A 19,097-nucleotide genomic window follows, 5' to 3' on the forward strand; every position below is an offset into this window, starting at 1 on the left:
TGGTCGGTTATCTTTCCGCTATAAGGGCTCCCTTAGAGCGATGAGATAAGCTGGCTTACATCATGCCGCCCATACCGCCCATGCCACCCATGCCGCCCATGTCAGGCATCGCTGGCGCGTCTTTTTGCGGTAGGTCAGTAACCATCGCTTCAGTAGTGATCATCAGACCTGCAACCGATGCTGCGAATTGTAGTGCAGAACGAGTAACTTTAGTTGGATCTAGGATACCCATTTCTAGCATGTCGCCGTATTCGCCTGTTGCCGCGTTGTAGCCGTAGCTACCTTCACCCGCTTTCACGTTGTTCGCAACAACTGAGTCTTCCTCACCTGTGTTCTTCGTGATTTGACGGATTGGCGCTTCCATTGCACGTAGTGCAACGCGGATACCAACGTTTTGTTCTTCGTTGTCACCCGTTAGGTGAGCAATCTTAGATGCCGCGCGGATAAGTGCAACACCACCACCAGCAACAACACCTTCTTCAACCGCTGCGCGAGTTGCGGCTAGCGCATCTTCTACACGGTCTTTCTTCTCTTTCATTTCAACTTCAGTCGCAGCACCAACTTTGATTACTGCAACACCGCCAGCCAGTTTAGCTACGCGCTCTTGTAGTTTCTCTTTGTCGTAGTCTGAAGTTGCGTCTTCGATTTGTTGACGAATCTGAGCAACACGGCCAGAGATCATCTCTTCTTCACCGATACCATCGATGATAGTCGTGTTTTCTTTCGTGATAGAAACACGCTTCGCTTGACCTAGATCTTCTAGTGCAACTTTTTCTAGCTCTAGACCGATCTCTTCAGAAATCACAGTACCGCCAGTTAGGATAGCGATGTCTTGTAGCATTGCTTTACGGCGGTCACCGAAACCAGGTGCTTTCACAGCTGCAACTTTTACGATGCCACGCATGTTGTTCACAACCAATGTTGCTAGCGCTTCGCCTTCTACATCTTCTGCAATGATAAGCAGTGGACGAGATGCTTTCGCGACAGCTTCTAGCGTTGGAAGAAGCTCACGAATGTTTGAGATCTTCTTATCAACAAGAAGAATGAATGGGTTTTCTAGATCAACACTGCCTGATTCTTGGTTGTTGATGAAGTAAGGAGACAGGTAACCGCGGTCGAACTGCATACCTTCTACTACGTCTAACTCGTCTTGTAGCGCCTGACCTTCTTCAACCGTGATAACGCCATCACGACCCACACGCTCCATTGCTTCTGCAATGATATTACCTACGCTTGCGTCTGAGTTTGCAGAGATAGTACCAACCTGCGCGATCGCTTTTGTGTCGTTACATTCAACAGAAAGCTCTTTTAGTTGCTCAACTGCCGCAGCAACAGCTTTGTCGATACCACGCTTAAGATCCATTGGGTTCATGCCCGCTGCGACTGCTTTTAGACCTTCGTTAACGATAGATTGTGCTAGTACCGTTGCTGTTGTTGTACCGTCACCCGCTGCGTCGTTTGCTTTAGACGCAACTTCTTTAACCATTTGTGCGCCCATGTTCTGGAATTTATCTTCCAGCTCGATTTCACGCGCTACTGATACACCATCTTTAGTGATAGTCGGTGCACCAAAAGATTTGTCTAGAACGACATTACGTCCTTTAGGACCCAGTGTTACTTTTACTGCATCAGCCAGAACGTTTACACCTTCCAGCATTTTAACTCGTGCGTCATTACCAAATTTAACGTCTTTAGCAGCCATCTTTGATTTCCTTTCTAAAATTCTTTGTGTGTAATTTCGTAATTGAATCTGAGCAAAAAATTACTCAATGATTGCTATTATTCAACGATCGCCATGATGTCGTTTTCAGACATGACAAGCACTTCTTTACCGTCGATTTTTTCAGTTTTTGTACCGTAACCTTCAGCGAAGATAACGGTATCACCGACTTTAACGTCTAGTGGCAGTACGGTGCCGTTTTCTAGGATGCGGCCTTTACCCACAGCTAGAACAACACCGCGAGTCGATTTTTCTGCAGCAGAACCAGTCAGAACGATGCCACCAGCAGACTTAGATTCAACTTCTTTACGTTCAACGATAACTCGGTCATGTAATGGACGAATGTTCATCGGTCGTCTCTCCTGAAAATTTCCATGTTTATTTGATAATTGTCCTTAGGGACTGTAGCCCCAGACACGTGATCCCTATATAAGGGGTCGAAGCAGCGATCCCAAGGGGGTGGCACAAAATTTTTGTGACTTAGTTAAAATAACGAACAACTAGGCAACGGTTTGCGTTAGAAATGCTCACTCGCTCGGCATCTCGCTTTCTTGTATCCTTGCAGTTTGCTCACCAGATAGTTGTCACACATGCAGGAAAATAACAAGCTGGAACCCCAAGCGACCGATAAGCATGGTTTGTTGACCGCACCCATTCCTGAAACGCTGCGGAAAATGACCGTACCCATGACCATGGGCATGATCGCAATTTTGATGTTTAACTTGGTGGACACGTTTTTTATCTCGTTGCTTGGCACTCAAGCGCTAGCAGCTATCAGCTATACCTTCCCTGTCACCTTTGCGGTTAACTGCATTACGATGGGGATTGGCATGGGACTATCGACCAATATTGGTCGCTTGCTTGGGCAAGGTCATGCACCACAAGCTGCTCGGTTCACCACCCACGGTTTGTTATTAGCCGTGTTACTTGTGGCTATCGCGTCTTCTATTGGCTTTACCACCATTGCGCCATTGTTTCGTTTTCTTGGTGCGTCTGATGATCTCATCCCTCTTATTGAGCAATATATGCAGGTCTGGTATCTCACCATTCCTCTGCTAGTGATCCCAATGGCGGGCAACAGTGCTATCCGAGCTACTGGCGACACAAAAACACCAGCAAAAGTCATGATGTTGGCTGGTTTGATTAATGGCATGCTCGATCCATTGTTGATTTTCGGTTATGGCCCTTTTCCGGAACTTGGCATTCAAGGCGCAGCCATAGCAAGTGCCTTTAGCTGGTTAGGTGCTTTGTGTGGCTCATTCTATGTGCTAATTAAACGGGAAAAATTGCTTGCGCAACCCCAATGGGCTTTGCTGAAACAAGACTGGCAACAGACACTAAAAATTGGTACCCCTGCAGCGCTATCAAACGCGATGAATCCGTTGTCCGGTGCCATTCTGATGATGCTGTTATCCAACCACGGTACAGCGGCGGTTGCTGCTTACGGCGCAGCGCAGCGTATTGAGTCCATATTGATTTTAGTATTGATGTCGCTGACCTCTGCCCTAACACCGTTTATGGCACAAAATTTAGGAGCCAAACAACCGCAACGAGCCTTTTCCGGTTTATTTATTAGCATGCGTTTTGCAGTGGTATTCCAAGGGTTTATCTTCTTGATGATGGTACCGCTGAGCATTCCTCTGGCTGCGCTGTTTTCTCAGGAAGATGCGGTGAAAAACCTGCTTTGGCATTATTTACTGGTGGTGCCATTTAGTTATGGCTTCCAAGGCATCGTAATGATGTTAGTCAGTGGTTTGAATGCGATGCACAAGCCATTGCGTGCATTCCAGTGGAGCTTTATGCGGCTGTTCATTTTTACCTTGCCATCGGCGTGGGTCGGGAGCCAAATCTACAGCATTGAAGGCTTGTTTATCGGTATCGCGGTTGGGAATACGTTGGGTGGGCTACTGGGCTACTTGTTTGCGCTGCGCGAGCGAAAATTAACGCTCATAGAGCAGAGCAGCGTGTCTTAACACTCGTCTATCACTAGTTTCTTTTTGTTGATTCTCAAATACAAAAAAACCGCGGAAAGCCGCGGTTTTGTTTATCTATTTCAAACTTGCTTAGAACAACTCTTCAGCAACTTTGTATAGATCGTTGCGTACTGGACGCTTCATGTTCTCGATTGCATCGATGATATCGTGGTGAACAAGTTGCTCTTTCACGATACCTACACAACGACCACCATGACCTTCGATCAATAGGTGAACAGCGTAGTTACCCATACGAGATGCTAGTACGCGGTCAAATGCAGTTGGACGACCACCACGTTGGATGTGACCAAGTACTGTTGCACGAGTTTCACGACCTGTCGCGGCTTCGATGTCACGTGCTAGTTCATTAGCATCCATCATTAGCTCAGTAAGCGCGATGATCGCGTGTTTCTTACCTTTAGCGATACCATCTTGGATGTTGCTGATCAGCTTGTCTTTGTCTAGACCAGTTTCCGGAGTGATGATGTATTCACAACCGCCCGCAATTGCAGACATCAGAGTCAAATCACCACAGTGACGGCCCATGATTTCTACAATTGAAATGCGTTGGTGAGATGAAGAAGTATCACGTAGACGGTCGATTGCATCGATAACGGTGTTTAGTGCACTTAGGTAGCCCACAGTGTAATCCGTACCTGCGATATCGTTGTCGATTGTGCCCGGAAGACCGATACATGGGTAACCCATTTCAGTCAGTTTCTTCGCACCCATGTACGAACCATCACCACCGATTACCACTAGTGCATCGATACCATGTTTTTTCAGGTTCTCAATCGCTTTTTCACGAACTTCCACTTGTTTAAATTCAGGGAAACGTGCAGAACCTAGGAACGTACCACCTTTGTTGATCACATCTGAAACGCTAGAACGATCTAGCTTCTCGATGCGGCCTTCGTATAGGCCTAGGTAGCCGTCGTACACACCGAATACTTCCAATCCTTCGGATAGTGCTGTACGTACTACGCCGCGTATCGCAGCGTTCATACCAGGTGCGTCACCGCCACTTGTTAAAACACCGATCTTCTTAATCATGCTCACCCTCGATCTTTGGCAATCAATTATTTAATTTTCTTTTAGGCCCCTTGTTACCAAGCAACCTGCATAATCCAGAACTGTGCGTTATGTTACATTTCCTCTACAGGATTACCAATGAAAACGCACTTTTTTATGTAACTTTTCTACTTATGTAAGAGTATTACAGTTTCTCTATGAAACTTTGTTGATTCATATCAGGATCACGAATCTTAATAAGTATTGATGGAAAGATAGTCAATAAGTACCTGTTTGTCGTCGGGCACTGATGGATTTTTCAAGCCTACCAATCTTGCGCTTTCTGCTCTTTCTCAGGTCCGAAAACGACAGACAATGGATCTTGATGGATCAGTACGTCCGCATCAGGAAACAGAGCCAATAAATTATCTTCCACTTTATCAGCGATGTAATGCGCCTCAATTAATCGTAAGTTATCGTCTAGCTCTAAATGCAACTGTATAAAGCGCGTCGGTCCGGACATTCGCGTGCGTAACTGATGCACGCCCAATACCCCTTTTACGCTCAAACAAGCTTGGTTAATTTGCTCAAGTTCTTCATCGGGCAACTTTCTATCAAGTAAGGTTTGAATCGCTTCGCTGACCATTTTGAAAGCGCTATAAAGAATGAAGACACCAATACCAATCGCAAACACAGCATCCGCTTGAGTCACTCCAAAATAACTGAGCCCCAGAGCCACCATGATCGCAGCATTCATATACAAGTCAGTCTGATAATGCAGAGAATCCGCCGCTATTGCTTGGCTCCCCGTCACGCGAACCACATGTTTTTGGAACATCACCAAGCCAAGTGTGACCACAATCGCAAACAGCGATACATACACACCTAACTCCGGTGCGTGTAAAGCATGTGGGCGGAAGAATCGGTCAATCCCGTTAAGAATCAAAAATACTGCCGAGCCCGAAATAAACATTGCTTGGGCTAGGGCCGCTAAGGACTCAGCTTTACCATGTCCAAACGTATGTTCGCGGTCTGCCGGTTGTAAGGCGTAACGAACCACCACAAGATTCACAACCGAAGCCGCGATATCTAACATGGAGTCAATCAATGACGCCAATAAGCTCACTGAGCCGGTTACCCACCACGTGATGACTTTTACTATCAGAAGAAGCGTCGCCACAATGGTTGCAGTCCAAGCGGCGGTCGTAACTAAACGTGCGTATTGCTGTTTCATAATCAAAGAGTTAACTAAAACCATACGTTGAGTATATTGAATGACCATGAAATAACCAGATCAAAAAGAGGCAACCAATGGCTGCCTCTTTATATAACATCAATTCATGACTTAATTATTGCGCGACTTTTCCATGCGCTTGTGCATTCTGTCGCCACACTCTTGCATACGTTCATTTTGTAGCTCAACAAATTTCGCTTTCTGCTCAGGTGTTAATACGCTAAGCATTTGGTGCTTTCTTTCTAGCATTTGCACGCGACGTTCCGTTTGGCGCTCAACCATCTCTTTTGCTAATTCGCTAGCTTGAGCTTCATCAAAGTTATCCGCCAGCAAAAGCGATTGTACTTTTGCGTGATGCGCTTGACGCTCAGCCATACGTGCTTCTTTGCCATCAGCGAATTTTGCTTTCATTTCTGCTTTGTTTGCTTCACGCATTTCTTTTAGCTGATCTTTTTGTGCATCAGTCAGGTCTAGTTGACGCATGACACCTCGGTCCATACCCATGCCGCATTCGTCACGAGGACCTTTATGATGGTTTTTACCACCGTAAGCGAATGCGCTTGCGGCGCCAAGAGTAAGAGGTAGAACAACAGCAGCTAACACAAGTTTTTTTGCAGACTTCATAATACGATTCCTTACACAGGTGAGTGGTTCTTCTGAGCTGTTCTCACAGCGCTTGAGTATAGAATACGACCCGCTAGGTAAAGCGACGTATAGGGAGCGTAAAGAATCGTAAAGAGTGATTTTTCTCCTCTTCGTTGCGCATCATTCCAATGTAATATTAGGCTATCGGTAACTTACTATAGGTGCCCCCATGGCAAACATTCTTTTAATCGATGACGATATCGAGCTAACCAGCTTATTAAAAGAAGTACTCAGTTTCGAAGGGTTTGACGTCAGCGAAGCAAATGACGGTGAAGCCGGCTTAGCCGCGATCAATGATAAGATTGATTTGATTTTGTTGGATGTCATGATGCCAAAACTCAATGGCATGGAAACGCTGAAACGCTTACGTGAAAATTGGGAAACTCCCGTCTTGATGCTGACCGCTAAAGGGGAAGAAATTGATCGCGTGATCGGCTTGGAACTGGGCGCGGACGATTATTTACCAAAACCTTTTAGTGACCGAGAGCTGTTAGCGCGTATCCGCGCGATTTTACGCCGCACTAGCAGCACACAAAAAAATACCAAAAACAGCGATTGCATTGAGTATCAAGAAATCCGCCTCTATCCCGGTAAGCAAGAAGCGTACTGTGAGCAACAGCTACTCGATCTCACGGCAACCGAGTTTGCGCTACTCACCCACTTCGTACAAAACCCAGGACAAGTGCTGACCAAAGAGACACTGAGCTTAGATGTGCTTGGTAAACGACTCGCTGCTTTTGATCGCGCTATCGATATGCATGTCTCGAACTTACGTAAAAAATTACCAGATCAAAGCAATGGCAAGCCGCGAATTAAAACCCTGCGTGGTCGTGGCTACATGCTGCTTGAGGAGGATTAATGCGCCTATCACGCATCAAACTGCCAAACATCAATAGCCTGTATGGACGCATCTTTGCCATTTTTTGGTTCACCATGTTATTAGTATTGATAGCCGTGCTATCACTGCCACATTTGGACCCACGCAAAGCTCGCGATATTCCAGAAGAACACTACAAACGTATGGTAGAAACGCGTGACTCAATCCAACAAAAATACAGCCAGCAAACTGATTTAGGCCGCATACTTTTTCGTATCGAGGGCAACCGCCACGGCAAGCACGACCCTCGCCCACGAGTGTTTTTTTCTGACTACAGCGGTAATGTTCTTACGACAGAAAAACGCAGCAATTTTCAATTGCGTGCCATGCAAAACTTTGTCACCAGTATCGAAGATTACAATAATCCAAAGCAGAAGCTGTATGGTCGATACATGATTGCGGGCCCAATTCCTATCACTTTGGCAGATTCCGATATCTTGATGTACGTGGGCTTCAAGTGGAATGAGCCACCACCTCTACTCCTGCGTCTGTTTGATCACCCATTCCAGCTCTTGCTTGCGGTCATGTTGGTTAGTACACCATTGCTGTTATGGCTTGCTTGGGCTTTGAGTCAGCCTGCACGTCGTCTTGAAGCCGCTGCTCAACGTGTAGCGAAAGGTGAATTTGTCACAGACCCAAATTTAGAAAAAGGCACGGCGGAATTTCGTCAAGCAGGCAGCAGCTTCAACCAGATGGTCGAAGCGGTTAATCAAATGATTTCAGGACAACAACGTTTGCTATCCGATATCTCTCACGAGCTGCGCTCACCTTTAACTCGTCTACGCATGGCAAGCGCATTAGCGACGCGTAAACAAGGAGAAAGCCCAGAATTGACTCGTATCGATACCGAAGCGCAGCGCTTGGAACAGATGATCAGCGAACTACTAGAGCTTTCTCGCATGCAGGCGAACAGTCATATGACTCGCGAAACACAGCCATTAGAAAGTTTATGGGAAGAGATCATTAAAGATGCGCAGTTTGAAGCAGAGCAAATGGGCAAACAGCTACACTATTCAGAATTACCTAAGCGCAATATTTCCGGTAACCCTAAACTGCTGATGAGTGCGGTGGAAAATATCGTTCGTAACGCCATTTACTACGGAAAAGATGAGGTACAAATCGACATCAAAGCCGATGACGATACGCTTCGTATCACGGTTGACGATAATGGAGAAGGTGTACCAGAAGAGGAACTGGCCGCGATTTTTCGCCCGTTCTATCGCGTTTCCACGGCACGCGATCGCCACTCTGGCGGCACAGGTCTCGGCCTAACCATTACCGAAAGTGCCATTCGCCAGCACAGTGGCACGATCGCAGCCAGCCGAAGTCCTTTAGGCGGATTGCGCATGAGTATCACCTTACCGATCAATTGTTAGTCTCAATTTGATGAACTAACAATAATTCGCACCATATTTCTAGAGTGAGTGATTCACAGCCCCACCCTCACTTTAGAAATTGGTGAGGCTTCTTAGAATACCCTTACAAAGATCAAAGTTGATAATAATTATCGTTAGCATTAAAGTAAATTTTCCAATTAAGGAGGATTTACTATGTCACATACATTTCCCGCTCTGCCTTACCCGTACGATTCACTAGAGCCGTACATCGACGCGAAAACCATGGAAGTGCACTACAGCAAACATCACAAGACTTATTTCGATAAGTTCGTAAGTGCCGTTGAAGGGAGCGAGCTCGAAACTCAGTCATTAGACGAGATCTTTGACAATATCTCTAAGCTCAGCCCTGCAGTGCGTAATAATGGCGGCGGCTACTACAACCACATCATTTATTGGAATTGCATGTCACCAAACGGTGGCGGAGAGCCTCAAGGCGCGCTTGCTCAAGCAATTAACGATAAATTTGGTAGCTTTGCGCAATTTAAAGAGGCGTTTGCCCAAGCTGCCATCAATACCTTTGGGTCTGGCTTTGCATGGCTGATCGTAAAAGATGGTGAGATTCACATTACGTCCACCAGTAATCAAGACAACCCTCTGATGGACGTAGTGGATGTGCGCGGTGAACCAATCCTCGCATTAGACGTGTGGGAGCACGCGTATTACATCAGTTACCAAAACCGTCGCCCAGAATATATTGATGCGTGGTGGAACGTCGTCAACTGGCGAGCAGTTGAAGAAAACTATGCTCACGCTCTCTTATAAAGAGCATCGATACTTACGGTATTAACATCCGCGCTAATGCCTGCTTTCATACCCAGGTCAATCTTGCTGAATCTCGCATATTTCGGTGACTTGGGTATATACTGCCCCTCTCTTTGACCAACTCTATTTCAATACCATGTTTGATATCGCTTTATACGAACCAGAAATCGCGCCGAACACCGGCAACATCATTCGACTATGCGCCAACTGCGGTGCAAACCTTCACTTAATTGAACCTCTGGGTTTCGATCTTGAAGAGAAAAAAGTCCGCCGCGCTGGTTTGGATTACCATGATTTAGCTCGCGTAACGCGTCATAAAAACTATCAAGCGTTCTTAGAATATTTAGAGAAAGAGAAGCAAGGTAACTACCGATTGTTTGCCTGCACCACCAAAACCACAGGTCACCACGTTGATGCACAATACCAAACGGGTGATGTTTTGATGTTTGGCCCAGAAACTCGTGGTTTGCCTGCTGAAATCATCGATAGCTTGCCAATGGAGCAGCGTATTCGCATTCCAATGATGCCAGATGCGCGTAGCCTAAACCTTTCGAATGCCGTTGCGATCATTGCTTTTGAAGCATGGCGTCAAATGGGCTTTGAAGGCGCATTGTAAGCGGCACGAATTCCAAATACAGAAAAGGGCGCTTGGTGCGCCCTTTTGTTTTCTTTACTGTCTAACTCAATCAGTTGAGCTTGTTGCGATCATCATCGTCTTTACGCTCGTATTCCCCTTCGAAGGTCTTGCCATTATCTGACTGGGAATCAAATGGGTCACGACGGAACGGGTCTTGCTCAAATGGCCCCTGGTTAGAGGAACCACCTTGGAAGCCACCGCCATGCATGGTTTTCACCACCATTTTGCTCATCAAGTATTTAGCTATCGCGGCGCGTGGCGCAGGAAGCAACACCAACATACCAAGGGCATCGGTCATAAAGCCCGGGGTTAACAGTAGCACGCCAGCCACCGCTAGCATTACGCCTTCAAAAATTTGCTGGGCTGGAATTTCACCTTGTTCAAGACGCCCCTGTACTGACATCAGTGTTTGTATACCTTGGCTACGAACCAACGATGCACCAACAAATGCCGTGATTAAGACTAGTGCAATGGTCGGCCATAAACCTAAAAAGCCGCCCACCTGAATAAATAAGCCGATTTCAATGATCGGAACAAAAATAAACGCTAATAATAAGATAGGAAACACACGCCCTCCTTTGTTTAATTCAGTGTAATGGTAAAAGCAGACTAAGCTCAAACGAATCGTTGTAAAAAAGCGTGTTCATACTGGTCTCCTTCTCTTTTAGACAAAGTAGCAGGAGCACGTTTCATTCAATTGCATACCGATTTTTTCGTGCTTTTAAAGTGCTAATTTCGAACTCTAAAAACTCATGTTTGTCGAGGAAAATCGAGTACCTATAAAGGGTTATTAATAACCCGTTCATACTTTGCAAATTATTGACTCATGAAAAACGAAAAAGGTGATCTAGTTACTATTTTTATGCGCTAGGTGCAGTATCATGTGCCACATAAGTCAGGACGGATTTTCCAGCCAAAAATTCTGATGAATGGATTCTAGATTGCAGAAATGGCTAATAAATAACTTTATTATCAGAATTATCATCTAAGGATCCTGCTATGGCTACCCTATCTGATGCTCCAAAAACAGCAAACCCAGCCACTCGTATTGAAGAAGATCTATTAGGTCAACGTCATGTCCCTGCAGATGCGTACTACGGTATTCATACGCTACGTGCGATCGAGAACTTCAACATCTCTAATATGACCATCTCTGACGTACCAGAATTTGTACGCGGCATGGTAATGACCAAAAAAGCCGCAGCGTTAGCAAACAAAGAACTTGGCGCTATTCCAAAAGACGTTGCAAACTACATCATCGAAGCGTGTGATTTGATCCTAGAAACTGGCAAGTGTATGGATCAGTTCCCATCAGACGTATTCCAAGGCGGTGCAGGCACTTCAGTTAACATGAACACGAACGAAGTGATCGCAAACGTTGCGCTTGAGTTGATGGGTAAAGAGAAAGGCCAATACGAATTTGTTAACCCAAATGACCATGTAAACAAGAGCCAATCAACCAACTGTGCGTACCCAACAGGTTTCCGTATTGCGGTATACAACAGCGTACACAAGCTAATGGAAGCAATTGAGTACCTAAAAGGCGCATTCGAACTTAAAGCCGTTGAGTTTAAAGATGTACTGAAAATGGGCCGTACTCAGCTTCAAGACGCAGTACCAATGACAGTAGGTCAAGAGTTCCATGCGTGGGCGGTAACACTAAACGAAGAGATTCGTGCTCTAGATTACACATCTAAACTCCTCCTAGAAATCAACCTAGGCGCAACCGCAATCGGTACTGGTCTAAATACACCAACTGGCTACCAAGCGCTTGCAGTAAAACACCTAGCGGAAGTAACAGGCCTTGACGTTGTTGCAGCAGAAGACCTTATCGAAGCAACGTCTGACTGTGGTGCATACGTAATGACTCACGGCGCGCTAAAACGCCTAGCAGTGAAACTATCGAAGATCTGTAACGACCTTCGTCTACTTTCTTCTGGTCCTCGTGCGGGTCTAAATGAATTGAACCTACCTGAAATGCAAGCAGGCTCTTCAATCATGCCAGCTAAAGTAAACCCAGTTATCCCAGAAGTAGTAAACCAAGTTTGCTTCAAAGTTCTCGGTAACGACAACACGGTTTCTTTCGCAGCAGAAGGCGGTCAGTTACAGCTAAACGTAATGGAACCTGTGATCGCACAAAGTGTGTTTGAGTCTATCTCTCTACTACACAACGCGTGTGTGAACCTACGTGATAAATGTATCGACGGCATCACTGTGAACAAAGAAGTTTGCGAAAACTACGTTTACAACTCTATCGGTATCGTCACTTACCTAAACCCATACATCGGCCACCACGAAGGTGACATCGTAGGTAAGATTTGTGCAGAAACTGGTAAGAGTGTTCGTGAAGTCGTGCTAGAGCGCGGTCTGCTTACAGCAGAGGAGCTTGATGAAATCTTGTCAGTAGAAAACTTCATGCATCCTACTTACAAAGCAAAACGTTACGAGTAATAACGAATCCGAAGGGGGCCACTCAGGCCCCTTTTTTAGGCTCTCATACGGTTAACCACATTTTTTATATGCTTTTATTGCCGCTAAACCACTAGGTTCTCATTCTCTGAGCATTTACTCCTGTTCCTGAGTGTTCAAAAAATCAGAATCAAATAAAAAACTAAAGAGGTATCAATATGGTCATGGTCGAACTCTTCGTGGTTCTGCTCTTCATCTATTTGGGGGCAAGAATCGGTGGTATCGGCATTGGTTTTGCCGGTGGTGCTGGGGTCATTGCGTTGTCTTTGATCTTGGGCGTACCAACAAGCCAAGCTTACATTCCCGTTGACGTAATTTTGATCATCATGTCTGTAATCACCGCTATCGCAGCAATGCAAGTAGCTGGTGGTTTAGACTGGATGGTGCAAGTTGCTGAAAACTTTTTGCGCAAGCATCCTGAGCGCATCACCTTTTATGCGCCTATCGTAACTTACCTAATGACATTAATGGCGGGTACTGGCCACACGGCATTCTCTACTTTGCCAGTGATTGCAGAAGTAGCGAAAGGCCAAGGCGTGCGCCCTTCTCGTCCACTGTCTATCGCGGTCGTAGCATCGCAAATCGCTATCACCGCATCACCAATCTCAGCGGCTGTTGTAGCGTTCGCGGCAATGCTGCACCCATTTGGCGTTGACTACCTAACACTACTAGCAATCTGTATCCCAACGACGTTCATCGCGTGCATGATCGGTGCGTTCGTGGCGAACTTCATGGGCTGTGAGCTAAAAGACGATGCTGAATACCAAGAGCGTCTAGAAAAAGGCTTAATCAAGCTAAATACAGAAGCAAAACGCGAAATCCTACCAACAGCGAAGAAAGCAACCTTCATCTTCCTAGGCGCAATCGCATTTGTCGTGTGTTACGCAGCAGCAATTTCTGGCTCTGTGGGTCTTATCGAGAACCCTGCTCTAGGCCGTAACGAAGCTATCATGACGGTAATGCTAGCAGCTGCGGCAGCTATCGTAATGAGCTGTAAAATCGATGCTGGCAAAATCCCAGCCGCAGCAACATTCCGCTCTGGTATGACAGCGTGTGTGTGTGTTCTTGGTGTGGCATGGCTAGGTTCTACGTTCGTTAACGCGCACGTTGACGGCATCAAAGAAGTTGCGGGTGCGCTACTAGCAGACTACCCATGGATGCTAGCACTCGTTCTATTCTTCGCTTCAATGCTGCTTTACTCACAAGGTGCAACCACTGTTGCGCTGATGCCAGCAGCACTAGCAATCGGTGTCGCACCACTTACCGCAGTTGCATCTTTCGCAGCAGTAAGTGCGCTATTCGTGCTGCCAACTTACCCAACGCTTCTAGCAGCGGTTGAGATGGACGACACGGGTTCAACTCGTATCGGTAAGTACGTATTCAACCACCCATTCTTTGTACCTGGTGTGGTAACCATCGCTTCTGCGGTAGCACTTGGCTTCGCATTCGGTGGTCTACTGATCTAGTAGAAACAGAGTCTTACTCGGGGAGCTTCGGCTCCCTTTTTTATTGCCTGTTGTCTTGATTTATGCTCAATAAATCTTCATTTTCATGAAACTTATTGACTCGCCTCCGGGTCTGATTGAGTTACACTAACGGCAATTATCTAAGATGAATTGACTCTTTTATGCGCGCATTACTTTCCGTTTTACTCTTAGGGCTCATTACCTTTTCCACTCCGTCTTTAGCTTTATTTGGCAAAGACCAGTTTAACAATAGCCAGAACAACAGTTTTGGTAGCAGCAGCGACAGCTTTGTTCCGGTTGATCAGGCGTTTCCATTTAACTTCTACCAGCAAGATGACAAATTGATGCTCGATTGGCAGGTACGTGACGGGTACTACCTATATCAAGAGCGCTTGTCTGTAGCTGGTGAGAAAGTATCGCTAGGCGAACTGCAAATGGAAGACGGCACACCGCATAAAGATGAATTCTTTGGTGACGTGCATATCTATACTCAACCTCTCTTCGTTAATGTACCAATGCATGATTGGCAAGACGGTGCGCGCGTGGTGGTGCAATACCAAGGTTGTGCGAAAGCAGGCTTCTGTTACCCGCCAGAAACTCGCGTGATTCCTATCAGCGCGTTTACTTCGTCGAACTCAGATTCAACAACGGCGACAACTGCATCAAAAGCAGAACAGGCACCAACAGCAACGCCACCAGCGGCGCAATCATCTACGTCTGGTGACACATCATCGGCGCCAGTAACACAGCAAGATAGCCTTGCAGCCAACCTTGCTGATAACTGGTGGACACCACTTCTGTTCTTAGCGCTTGGTGTGGGCTTGGCGTTTACACCTTGTGTGCTGCCGATGTACCCAATTCTGACCAGCATAGTGCTTGGCAGTGGCAAACTAAGCCAACGCCGTGCGCTAGGCTTGTCATTCGTCTACGTGCAAGGCATGGCGCTGACTTACACCCTACTCGGCCTTGTGGTGGCATCTGCAGGTATGCAGTTCCAAGCGGCAATGCAACACCCTTATGTGCTGATTGGCTTGAGCGTACTGTTCATCGCACTCGCTTTGTCTATGTTTGGTCTGTACTCATTACAGCTACCAAGCAGCGTTCAAACATGGTTGAATAACTTAAGTAATAAGCAACAGGGTGGCAGCAGTGCAGGCGTATTCGCCATGGGGGCGATTTCTGGACTGGTTTGTTCTCCTTGTACCACGGCACCTCTGTCTGGTGCGCTACTTTACGTGGCACAAAGCGGCGATTTGCTGACGGGTGGTATCGCGTTATACGCGCTGGCGATGGGCATGGGTATTCCGCTTATTCTTGTTGCAGCCTTCGGCAACAAACTGCTACCAAAAGCAGGTGGTTGGATGGACCGTGTGAAAACACTCTTCGGCTTTATTCTGCTTGCCGCACCTATCTTCTTACTAGAACGCATCATGCCAGAAATGTGGTCAACGATTCTGTGGTCAGCACTGGGTATTGCTGCTTTTGGTTGGCTATACCACATCAAAAACAGTCTAGAGTTTGGTGGCTGGAAACAAAGTGCCGTGGGCATAATCGCCGTCTTAGGTTTGCTAGCCTCAGCACAACCTATCTTAAATTACTGGTTTGGCAACAACACAACACAAACTCAGCAAGCCACTGTTAGCTTTACTCGCATTGCTAACGTGGCGGAGCTTGAAGAACAACTGGCACTTGCGAAAGCGGCAGGTAAACCCGTCATGCTCGATTTCTACGCCGATTGGTGTGTAGCATGTAAAGAGTTTGAAAAGTACACCTTCCATGACCCAAGCGTCGAAGCCAAACTGCAAGACTTCGTTCTTCTGCAAGCGGACGTGACCAAAAACCAAGTGCAAGACATCGAACTACTGAAGCACATGAATGTACTTGGTTTACCAACAATTGAGTTTTGGGGTGCCAGTGGCGAACACGTTTCAAACGCTCGTTTGACGGGCTTTATGCAAGCTGAGCCTTTCTTAGAGCATATCAAGCAGTTCTGATAACCAGATATTCAAACGCCAGTGATGTCCACTGGCGTTTTTTATTGCTCAGATTTGAATAAGAACATTGCGTTTATATGCAATTTTCCTAATAAAAGTCGATTTGGTTCAGACTTTTAGCGAATAAATATTGTCCACTCTCTCAAAGCTGGACAATAATAAATTTAACGAAATAGTCAAAAGTGTTTAACGTCATGGATTCGACCTACACCATCATTATTGCAGATGATCACCCACTCTTCCGGAATGCCTTGTTTCAATCTATCCACATGGCTATTAGTGGTGCAAATTTGCTGGAAGCGGACTCACTCGACGCACTTCTGGCTTTGTTGGAGCGAGAGGAAGAGCCAGATTTAGTGCTATTGGACCTCAAAATGCCAGGAGCAAATGGTATGTCTGGCTTGATTCATTTGCGAGCAGAGCATCCAGATTTGCCTATCGTCGTCGTTTCAGCGAGTGAAGAGCCGGCGATCGTGACGCAGGTGAAAAGCCATGGTGCATTTGGTTTTATTCCCAAGTCCAGCGACATGCGCGAATTAGTGAACGCACTCAATCAAGTGCTGAATGGCGACCCATATTTCCCTGAAGGGCTGATCACCAATAACGCGGCATGTAATGACTTAGCGGAAAAGATTGCTGCGCTAACACCACAGCAATATAAAGTGTTGGGAATGTTGTCCGATGGCTTGCTGAACAAGCAAATCGCTTACGAATTGAATGTTTCAGAAGCCACCATAAAAGCGCACATGACAGCGATTTTCCGTAAGCTCGGTGTAAAGAACCGCACGCAAGCCGTGATTATGCTGACGGAAATGAGCGACTAGATTGACGTCTTATCGTCAGACTTACTTTTTTCGTTTGGCAATCGGATACCGACTTTAGTGACCTGCTGATCAACAACATCAGCGACGATCCAATGCAAACCTTGCCACTCGAAATGGTCTCCCAATACTGGCGTGCTACCTAATTGCTCTTCGACAAGGTTTCTCAAACTTTTATCCAGCGGTTCATCCCCCAGATTCAAACCATACATCACGGCAATATCGGCAAGCTTCACTTCAATATCGAGGAAGAAGTCACCGAAGAATCGCGCTAGCGACGCTTTCTCTGGGGCTTCACTAAACAGTAAGCTCAGTGCATCTAAATCCTTTTCTTGTGCTAATACACACAAGGTATCATCTTCCTCAAGACGCGTACTGCCGGATGGGTGCAATAGCTCTTTACTGCGAAATACAGCGGCGATACGCGTTCCTTCCGGCATCGAAAGACTACGTAATGGCTCACCAATGCACCATTTATCTGCTTTAAGTCTATAGATAAACAGCTCCCACTCACTGGTCGGGTAAATCTCTACACCCGTACGCGAAATTGGCTCAGGCTTAGAAGGTAGCTCGACCTTTGCAAGAGACATCGCCTTAGTCAACGTGCCCCCTTGTACTATCAAAGACACCATTACTACAAAGAATGCCAAATTGAAGTACAGTTGAGCATCTGGCAACCCTGCCATCATTGGAAATACCGCGAGGATGATAGGTACAGCGCCACGCAATCCTACCCAAGAGACAAACCACTTTTCACGTGGCGTGAAACTCTTGAATGGCAGTAAACCAATCCAAACTGAGATTGGTCGGGCAAACAAAATCATCCCGAAGGCAAGCGCAAGACCTGGCAACGCAATAGAGAGTAAATTAGATGGTGTAACCAACAAGCCAAGCACCAAGAACATACCAATTTGAGCTAGCCACGTCATACCATCTAAAACATGAAGAATAGAGTGGCGGCTGCGTGTTGGACGGTTACCTAATAAAAGACCAACGAGGTAAATCGACAAAATACCACTGCCACCCAAAGTGTTAGATAAAGCAAAAATAAGCAAGCCACCACTGACCGTTAAAATAGAATACAGCCCATCTGGTAATTGATTGCGATTGATAACTTTCCATAAGATCCAGCCACCAGCGAAGCCAAGTAACGCGCCGATACCAAACTGCTTAAGAAAACTGAACGCCAAAAAGCCCGCACTTAAGTCAGCGCCAGGGTTCGCTAAAATAGCAATCAGAGTTACGGTCAGAAACACCGCCATTGGGTCATTGGTGCCGGATTCAATTTCCAGCGTTGAACCAACACGTTCGTTCAGGCTACGACCTTTGAGTAGAGAGAAGACCGCGGCAGCATCGGTGGAACCAACAATCGCACCAACCAATATGCCTTGCAATAAATCTAAGTCGAATAACCACGTTGCCATCAGCCCGGTCAAAATGGTGGTGATCGCAACGCCAAATGTCGCCAAAGAGACCGAGGGCCATAACGCAACCCTAAAGCTGGCGACCCGCGTTCTCATCCCACCATCAAGCAAAATGATGGCTAATGCGAGGTTACTAACCAAATAAGCGATCGAAAAGTTATCGAATAAGATGCCGCCTAAGCCGTCTTCCCCCGCCAGCATTCCAACGGCTAAAAATACCAAAAGAATTGGGATTCCCAACTTAGAAGACACTGGGCTTAAAAGAACGCTAAGTGCGATTAACAACGCACCTATTAGAAAAAAACTGTTAATGGTGTCTGCGTCCATTCTCACCCTCCCTTAATGAAAAACGATAATAATTGTGATGAGCAAGGCTACTTCGTTAATGAGGTAATGCCCTAATCTGCCTCCCCTTTACACCGTCTCAAAATGCGAGGTTGTACGAGAATGACTCAGTTATATTACTTTATTGTGCGTTAAAACGGTGATTTGATGCGAAAACTTTATGTAAATAAATTACTTGAGAGCTTTCTTATCTACGCCTTCTCTCTTTAAGAGCCACAAGATCACCACCAATATTTACACAGCATCTCCAAGTTCAATGAAGAAAAGATTAATGGCCCGTCTTAATCATGCTTGTTTATCCAATCAACCTTTAGACCTTTGG

At 46.1% G+C, this 19,097-nt stretch carries 16 protein-coding genes; 9 read left to right on the top strand and 7 right to left on the bottom strand.

The window, feature by feature from the left end; genetic code table 11:
• Positions 1-55 precede the first annotated feature (55 nt).
• Together groL and R7P64_RS22200 are read right to left on the bottom strand one after the other, a co-directional pair.
• Positions 56-1,702, bottom strand: a complete 1,647-nt coding sequence (gene groL / locus R7P64_RS22195) for a chaperonin GroEL (RefSeq protein ID WP_262580147.1) — start codon at positions 1,700-1,702, stop codon at positions 56-58.
• A gap of 77 nt (positions 1,703-1,779) precedes the next feature.
• Positions 1,780-2,070 carry a co-chaperone GroES gene (locus tag R7P64_RS22200; protein ID WP_005381516.1) on the bottom strand — a complete coding sequence of 97 codons (291 nt, stop codon included), beginning with the start codon at positions 2,068-2,070 and terminating at the stop codon, positions 1,780-1,782.
• Positions 2,071-2,310: 240 nt separating this feature from the next.
• Here R7P64_RS22200 and R7P64_RS22205 point away from each other — a divergent pair, with 240 nt between their 5' ends.
• Positions 2,311-3,693, top strand: a complete 1,383-nt coding sequence (locus tag R7P64_RS22205; RefSeq protein WP_017635565.1) for an MATE family efflux transporter — start codon at positions 2,311-2,313, stop codon at positions 3,691-3,693.
• A 90-nt stretch (positions 3,694-3,783) separates the two neighbouring features.
• Here R7P64_RS22205 and pfkA read toward each other — a convergent pair whose 3' ends face one another.
• From pfkA to R7P64_RS22220, 3 genes are all read right to left on the bottom strand, one after another.
• Positions 3,784-4,746: a 6-phosphofructokinase gene (gene pfkA / locus R7P64_RS22210; protein ID WP_005381521.1), complete on the bottom strand. Its 963-nt coding sequence runs from the start codon at positions 4,744-4,746 to the stop codon at positions 3,784-3,786.
• 283 nt (positions 4,747-5,029) lie between these two features.
• The gene (fieF, locus tag R7P64_RS22215) at positions 5,030-5,938 is read right to left on the bottom strand and encodes a CDF family cation-efflux transporter FieF (protein WP_025768809.1); all 909 of its coding nucleotides are present in this window, start codon (positions 5,936-5,938) and stop codon (positions 5,030-5,032) included.
• A gap of 111 nt (positions 5,939-6,049) precedes the next feature.
• The gene (locus R7P64_RS22220) at positions 6,050-6,562 is read right to left on the bottom strand and encodes a CpxP family protein (RefSeq protein ID WP_005386388.1); all 513 of its coding nucleotides are present in this window, start codon (positions 6,560-6,562) and stop codon (positions 6,050-6,052) included.
• A gap of 190 nt (positions 6,563-6,752) precedes the next feature.
• Between R7P64_RS22220 and R7P64_RS22225 the strand changes: the two genes are divergently transcribed.
• The 4 genes from R7P64_RS22225 to trmL all read left to right on the top strand — a co-directional run bounded on the left by R7P64_RS22225 (position 6,753) and on the right by trmL (position 10,235).
• On the top strand, positions 6,753-7,442 hold the full coding sequence (locus R7P64_RS22225) for a response regulator (RefSeq protein ID WP_005382384.1): 690 nt from the start codon (positions 6,753-6,755) through the stop codon (positions 7,440-7,442).
• Positions 7,442-8,836 (top strand): envelope stress sensor histidine kinase CpxA, encoded by a 1,395-nt coding sequence (gene cpxA, locus R7P64_RS22230; RefSeq protein WP_170894109.1) that lies wholly within the window; start codon positions 7,442-7,444, stop codon positions 8,834-8,836. The genes R7P64_RS22225 and cpxA overlap by 1 nt, the downstream gene beginning before the upstream one ends.
• Before the next feature lie 174 nt (positions 8,837-9,010).
• A complete protein-coding gene (locus R7P64_RS22235) occupies positions 9,011-9,619 on the top strand; it encodes a superoxide dismutase (RefSeq protein ID WP_005397537.1) in 609 nt (202 codons plus the stop codon).
• A gap of 136 nt (positions 9,620-9,755) precedes the next feature.
• Positions 9,756-10,235 carry a tRNA (uridine(34)/cytosine(34)/5-carboxymethylaminomethyluridine(34)-2'-O)-methyltransferase TrmL gene (gene trmL / locus R7P64_RS22240; protein WP_025768811.1) on the top strand — a complete coding sequence of 160 codons (480 nt, stop codon included), beginning with the start codon at positions 9,756-9,758 and terminating at the stop codon, positions 10,233-10,235.
• A 70-nt stretch (positions 10,236-10,305) separates the two neighbouring features.
• Here trmL and R7P64_RS22245 read toward each other — a convergent pair whose 3' ends face one another.
• The gene (locus tag R7P64_RS22245) at positions 10,306-10,824 is read right to left on the bottom strand and encodes an FxsA family protein (protein WP_213973484.1); all 519 of its coding nucleotides are present in this window, start codon (positions 10,822-10,824) and stop codon (positions 10,306-10,308) included.
• Between the two features lie 431 nt (positions 10,825-11,255).
• On the opposite strand from R7P64_RS22245, the gene aspA reads away from it, so the two are divergent.
• The 4 genes from aspA to R7P64_RS22265 all read left to right on the top strand — a co-directional run bounded on the left by aspA (position 11,256) and on the right by R7P64_RS22265 (position 17,009).
• The gene (aspA, locus tag R7P64_RS22250) at positions 11,256-12,707 is read left to right on the top strand and encodes an aspartate ammonia-lyase (protein WP_005382379.1); all 1,452 of its coding nucleotides are present in this window, start codon (positions 11,256-11,258) and stop codon (positions 12,705-12,707) included.
• A gap of 176 nt (positions 12,708-12,883) precedes the next feature.
• Positions 12,884-14,191: an anaerobic C4-dicarboxylate transporter gene (locus tag R7P64_RS22255; RefSeq protein WP_005382378.1), complete on the top strand. Its 1,308-nt coding sequence runs from the start codon at positions 12,884-12,886 to the stop codon at positions 14,189-14,191.
• A 161-nt stretch (positions 14,192-14,352) separates the two neighbouring features.
• Positions 14,353-16,185: a protein-disulfide reductase DsbD gene (locus R7P64_RS22260; RefSeq protein ID WP_318123982.1), complete on the top strand. Its 1,833-nt coding sequence runs from the start codon at positions 14,353-14,355 to the stop codon at positions 16,183-16,185.
• 194 nt (positions 16,186-16,379) lie between these two features.
• The gene (locus tag R7P64_RS22265; RefSeq protein ID WP_005382375.1) at positions 16,380-17,009 is read left to right on the top strand and encodes a response regulator; all 630 of its coding nucleotides are present in this window, start codon (positions 16,380-16,382) and stop codon (positions 17,007-17,009) included.
• Here R7P64_RS22265 and R7P64_RS22270 read toward each other — a convergent pair.
• Positions 17,006-18,757 carry a potassium/proton antiporter gene (locus R7P64_RS22270; protein ID WP_005382374.1) on the bottom strand — a complete coding sequence of 584 codons (1,752 nt, stop codon included), beginning with the start codon at positions 18,755-18,757 and terminating at the stop codon, positions 17,006-17,008. The two genes, R7P64_RS22265 and R7P64_RS22270, sit on opposite strands and share 4 nt — an antisense overlap.
• Between the last annotated feature and the right edge of the window lie 340 nt (positions 18,758-19,097).

The organism is Vibrio sp. 2304 (assembly GCF_033339475.1).
GTDB classification, from domain to species: Bacteria; Pseudomonadota; Gammaproteobacteria; order Enterobacterales; family Vibrionaceae; genus Vibrio; species Vibrio alginolyticus.

What these genes read in the sequence shown, in the direction of transcription:
- R7P64_RS22260 (WP_318123982.1), top strand. Translation starts at nt 14,353, where the DNA reads ATGCGCGCATTACTTTCCGTTTTACTCTTAGGGCTCATTACCTTTTCC.
- R7P64_RS22220 (WP_005386388.1), bottom strand. Translation starts at nt 6,562, where the DNA reads ATGAAGTCTGCAAAAAAACTTGTGTTAGCTGCTGTTGTTCTACCTCTT.
- R7P64_RS22225 (WP_005382384.1), top strand. Translation starts at nt 6,753, where the DNA reads ATGGCAAACATTCTTTTAATCGATGACGATATCGAGCTAACCAGCTTA.
- R7P64_RS22235 (WP_005397537.1), top strand. Translation starts at nt 9,011, where the DNA reads ATGTCACATACATTTCCCGCTCTGCCTTACCCGTACGATTCACTAGAG.
- R7P64_RS22200 (WP_005381516.1), bottom strand. Translation starts at nt 2,070, where the DNA reads ATGAACATTCGTCCATTACATGACCGAGTTATCGTTGAACGTAAAGAA.
- pfkA (WP_005381521.1), bottom strand. Translation starts at nt 4,746, where the DNA reads ATGATTAAGAAGATCGGTGTTTTAACAAGTGGCGGTGACGCACCTGGT.
- fieF (WP_025768809.1), bottom strand. Translation starts at nt 5,938, where the DNA reads ATGAAACAGCAATACGCACGTTTAGTTACGACCGCCGCTTGGACTGCA.
- cpxA (WP_170894109.1), top strand. Translation starts at nt 7,442, where the DNA reads ATGCGCCTATCACGCATCAAACTGCCAAACATCAATAGCCTGTATGGA.
- R7P64_RS22265 (WP_005382375.1), top strand. Translation starts at nt 16,380, where the DNA reads ATGGATTCGACCTACACCATCATTATTGCAGATGATCACCCACTCTTC.
- R7P64_RS22255 (WP_005382378.1), top strand. Translation starts at nt 12,884, where the DNA reads ATGGTCATGGTCGAACTCTTCGTGGTTCTGCTCTTCATCTATTTGGGG.
- aspA (WP_005382379.1), top strand. Translation starts at nt 11,256, where the DNA reads ATGGCTACCCTATCTGATGCTCCAAAAACAGCAAACCCAGCCACTCGT.
- R7P64_RS22270 (WP_005382374.1), bottom strand. Translation starts at nt 18,757, where the DNA reads ATGGACGCAGACACCATTAACAGTTTTTTTCTAATAGGTGCGTTGTTA.
- trmL (WP_025768811.1), top strand. Translation starts at nt 9,756, where the DNA reads ATGTTTGATATCGCTTTATACGAACCAGAAATCGCGCCGAACACCGGC.
- R7P64_RS22205 (WP_017635565.1), top strand. Translation starts at nt 2,311, where the DNA reads ATGCAGGAAAATAACAAGCTGGAACCCCAAGCGACCGATAAGCATGGT.
- groL (WP_262580147.1), bottom strand. Translation starts at nt 1,702, where the DNA reads ATGGCTGCTAAAGACGTTAAATTTGGTAATGACGCACGAGTTAAAATG.